This is a genomic window from Mesorhizobium sp. M1E.F.Ca.ET.063.01.1.1, from assembly GCF_003998155.1.
Classification (GTDB): domain Bacteria; phylum Pseudomonadota; class Alphaproteobacteria; order Rhizobiales; family Rhizobiaceae; genus Mesorhizobium.
Window position 1 is genome coordinate 1 of the sequence record NZ_RZSC01000695.1, and the last position, 3,078, is coordinate 3,078.

Here is a 3,078-nt window from a genome sequence, read left to right on the forward strand (position 1 = left end):
CGTTATCTGTGGGTAATCGAAAAGATGCTGCAGCGCATGTATGTCGGCGAACCGCCGGGCGCCTATGACCGGCTGCTCGACTTCTCGACGCCGCACACCGGCACGACTTTCTTCGCGCCGACCCGACCCATGCTGCAGAAGCTTGCGGAGCCGCAATAGCGCCTGGCCGCCGGATCACCCTGCCGGCAAGATCTTGCCCGGGTTCATGATGTTCAGCGGATCGAGCGCCTGCTTGATCGTGCGCATGACATCGACACCGTGGCCGAGCTCATGACGCAGGAAGCCGACCTTGCCCTGGCCGATGCCATGCTCGCCGGTGCAGGTGCCTTCCATGGCGATCGCGCGCATGTTGAGCCTGGCGACGAATTTTTCCGCGAGCGCGATTTCCTGCGGATTGTCGACATCCATCAGCACCAGCACATGGAAATTGCCGTCGCCGGCATGGCCGACGATCGGCGCGATCAGGCCCATTTCGGCAATGTCGGCCTCGGTTTCGGTGACGCATTCGGCGAGCCGCGAGATCGGCACGCAGACATCGGTCGAAAGCCCCTTGGCGCCGGGGCGGAGCGTCAGCGAAGACCAATAGGCGTCGTGCCGCGCCTTCCAGAGCTTCGTGCGCTCCTCCGCGACGCTGGTCCACAGGAACGGCCCGCCGCCATTTTCCTCGGCTATCATGCCGAAGGTTTCGGCCTGTTCGGCGACGCCCGCGTCGCTGCCGTGGAATTCGACGAACAGGCACGGGCTCTCGGGATAGTCGAGCTTGGAATAATTCTTCATCGCCCGCATCTGCAACGCGTTGACCAGTTCGATGCGTGCCACCGGGATGCCCATCTGGATGGTCGCAATCACCGTGTTGCAGGCTGCCTCAAGACTCGGAAAAGGACAGACGCCGCCGGAGATCGCCTGCGGAATGCCCTGGAGTCTCAGCGTCAGCGAGGTGATGATGCCGAGCGTGCCTTCCGAGCCGATCAGCAGCCGCGTCAGGTCATAGCCGGCCGAGCTTTTCTTTGCCCGCTTGCCGGTCGTCACCGCCTCGCCGTCCGCCATCACGGCGGTCAGTGACAGGACGTTTTCGCGCATGGTGCCGTAGCGCACGGCGTTGGTGCCCGACGCGCGCGTTGCCGCCATGCCGCCGAGCGAGGCGTTGGCACCGGGATCGATCGGGAAGAACAGGCCGGTGTCGCGCAGATGCCGGTTGAGGTCCTCGCGCGTCACGCCGGGCTCGACCGTGCAGTCGAGATCCTGCGGATTGACCGACAGGATGCGGTTCATGCGCGAGGTGTCGATCGAGATGCCGCCGCCCGGCGCATTGGTGTGCCCTTCGAGCGAGGAGCCGACGCCGAAGGCGATGACCGGCACGCGATGCGCGGCGCAGGCGCGCACGATCTCCTGCACCTCGGCTGTGCTCTCCACGAAGGCGACGCCGTCCGGCGCCTGGGTCGGGATATAGGTGGTGGTGTGCGCGTGCTGGCTGCGGATCGCCTCTCCGGTCTGGAAACGCTCGCCAAACTGTTGCTTGAGGATGCCGAGCACGGCGGCGATGCCTTCCTCGTTGCGCTCGACGGGATTGAGGTCGCTCAAAGCCATGATTTCCTCCGCGAATGGACCAGCGGCCACTCTTGTAATGCAGCTATGGATGATGCCTAAAGCAATTCCAGGAAAAGTGTGAAGCGGTTTTCCGTCCGGAATTGCGCCAAACAACGAGAACCGCACCAGCCACGCCCTGTCCAGCGACGATCAAGGAAAACCAGATGACGATGCCCGCGCCGATCATTTCCAAGCCGATGGCGATCGAGAAGGACTGGATCGACTATAACGGCCATCTCAACATGGCCTACTACAACGTGCTGTTCGACCGCTGCTCGGACGAAGCGTTCGAGTTGATGGGCATGGGACCGAACTACGCCAAGGAACGGCGCCTCACCATCTACACGGCGGAAGTCCATGTCTGCTACGTGCAGGAGCTGCATCTCGACCATAAGGTGAAGGTCTCTTTCCAGCTCATCGACCATGACGAGAAGCGGCTGAGAGCCTATCAGGAAATCCGCCATGTCGACGGCTGGCTGGCCGCAACGTCCGAGCAGCTTGCGCTGCATGTCGACATGGCCGGACCGAAGGTCGCCCCCTTCCCGGCCGATGTGATGGCGCAGATTGAAGCCATGCGCGCCGCCCATGCCGCGCTGCCGATGCCGGAGCGCGCCGGCCGCTCGATCGGCATCAAACGCAAGAGCGCTTGAAAAGCGGCGCGCCCGCGTTAACCTTACCAAGGTTTTAACGTGAACAAGCCACTTGAGTCCGTTGAACGACTCAGTGGACGGTTCGAAAACCGCCGTACCGGGTTACGCGCGGGCGGCAGGCGGAATGCGGCGCGAGGACAGTGCATGAAAACCGACATCAAGGTCGAAGTGGAGCGGTTGGTGGCCGATCCGCGCATCACCGACTACGATTTCTGGCGATCGCTGAAGAACGTCAACAACGAGATCTTCCATATCGCCAACAACAACGAGCCCATACCCTTCGACATGATCCGCTGGCGCGCGATTCTGAAACAGGCGCGCATGAGGCGGGGGCATACCGAGCCCTCAGCGCTCCCTTAAACCGCCGAGCGGCGAGCGCGGCTCGACCGGCGACGACTGGATGATGGCGGTGTTGGTCATCGCATAGGGGATGATCTTGTCGATCACCCGCTCCAGCTCGGCCACGGAGCCGACATGGGCGAGCGCGATGAAGCAATCCTCGCCGGTCACCCGGTCGCACTGCGCGATTTCCGGCAGCTCGCGGATGATCTCCGCCACAATGGAAAGCTGCCCGGGCACCGGTCTGATCCTGAGCCATGCCGACAGCTTCATGCCGAGCGCCGCCGGATTGATCCTCACCGTATAGGCCTCGATCACGCCATTCTCCTGCAGCTTGCGGATGCGCTCGGCCACGCTCGGCGCCGAGAGCCCGACGGTCCGCGCAAGCTCAGCCGTGCTGGTGCGGGCATCCTTCTCCAGGAGCCGTAGGATTTTCAGGTCGGCCGCATCCAGATCGGCATTTTCATTTCGAAGGCGTTTCAAGAGAATTATCTTTCTTTGG

4 protein-coding genes and 1 pseudogene are annotated in these 3,078 nt (G+C 62.8%); 3 read left to right on the top strand and 2 right to left on the bottom strand.

Features of this window, described 5'->3' with window-relative positions:
- Positions 1-159 (top strand): annotated as a pseudogene (locus EOA29_RS30735) (Dyp-type peroxidase domain-containing protein); the annotation flags it as partial.
- A gap of 15 nt (positions 160-174) precedes the next feature.
- On the opposite strand, the gene EOA29_RS30740 reads toward EOA29_RS30735, so the two are convergent.
- Entirely contained in the window at positions 175-1,587 is a 1,413-nt protein-coding gene (locus EOA29_RS30740; RefSeq protein WP_126093127.1) for an FAD-linked oxidase C-terminal domain-containing protein, read from the bottom strand.
- Positions 1,588-1,751: 164 nt separating this feature from the next.
- On the opposite strand from EOA29_RS30740, the gene EOA29_RS30745 reads away from it, so the two are divergent.
- Both EOA29_RS30745 and EOA29_RS30750 read left to right on the top strand, forming a co-directional pair.
- Complete coding sequence (locus EOA29_RS30745; protein ID WP_126093126.1) at positions 1,752-2,237, top strand: thioesterase family protein; 486 nt, start codon at positions 1,752-1,754, stop codon at positions 2,235-2,237.
- 144 nt (positions 2,238-2,381) lie between these two features.
- Positions 2,382-2,597, top strand: a complete 216-nt coding sequence (locus EOA29_RS30750; protein WP_126093125.1) for a hypothetical protein — start codon at positions 2,382-2,384, stop codon at positions 2,595-2,597.
- Here the strand turns inward: EOA29_RS30750 and EOA29_RS30755 are convergent.
- The gene (locus EOA29_RS30755; protein WP_126093124.1) at positions 2,583-3,059 is read right to left on the bottom strand and encodes an Lrp/AsnC family transcriptional regulator; all 477 of its coding nucleotides are present in this window, start codon (positions 3,057-3,059) and stop codon (positions 2,583-2,585) included. The genes EOA29_RS30750 and EOA29_RS30755 overlap by 15 nt on opposite strands.
- Positions 3,060-3,078: the final 19 nt, after the last annotated feature.

Excerpts from the sequence above, each read along its gene's own strand:
- EOA29_RS30740 (WP_126093127.1), bottom strand. The coding sequence starts at position 1,587 with ATGGCTTTGAGCGACCTCAATCCCGTCGAGCGCAACGAGGAAGGCATC.
- EOA29_RS30745 (WP_126093126.1), top strand. The coding sequence starts at position 1,752 with ATGACGATGCCCGCGCCGATCATTTCCAAGCCGATGGCGATCGAGAAG.
- EOA29_RS30750 (WP_126093125.1), top strand. The coding sequence starts at position 2,382 with ATGAAAACCGACATCAAGGTCGAAGTGGAGCGGTTGGTGGCCGATCCG.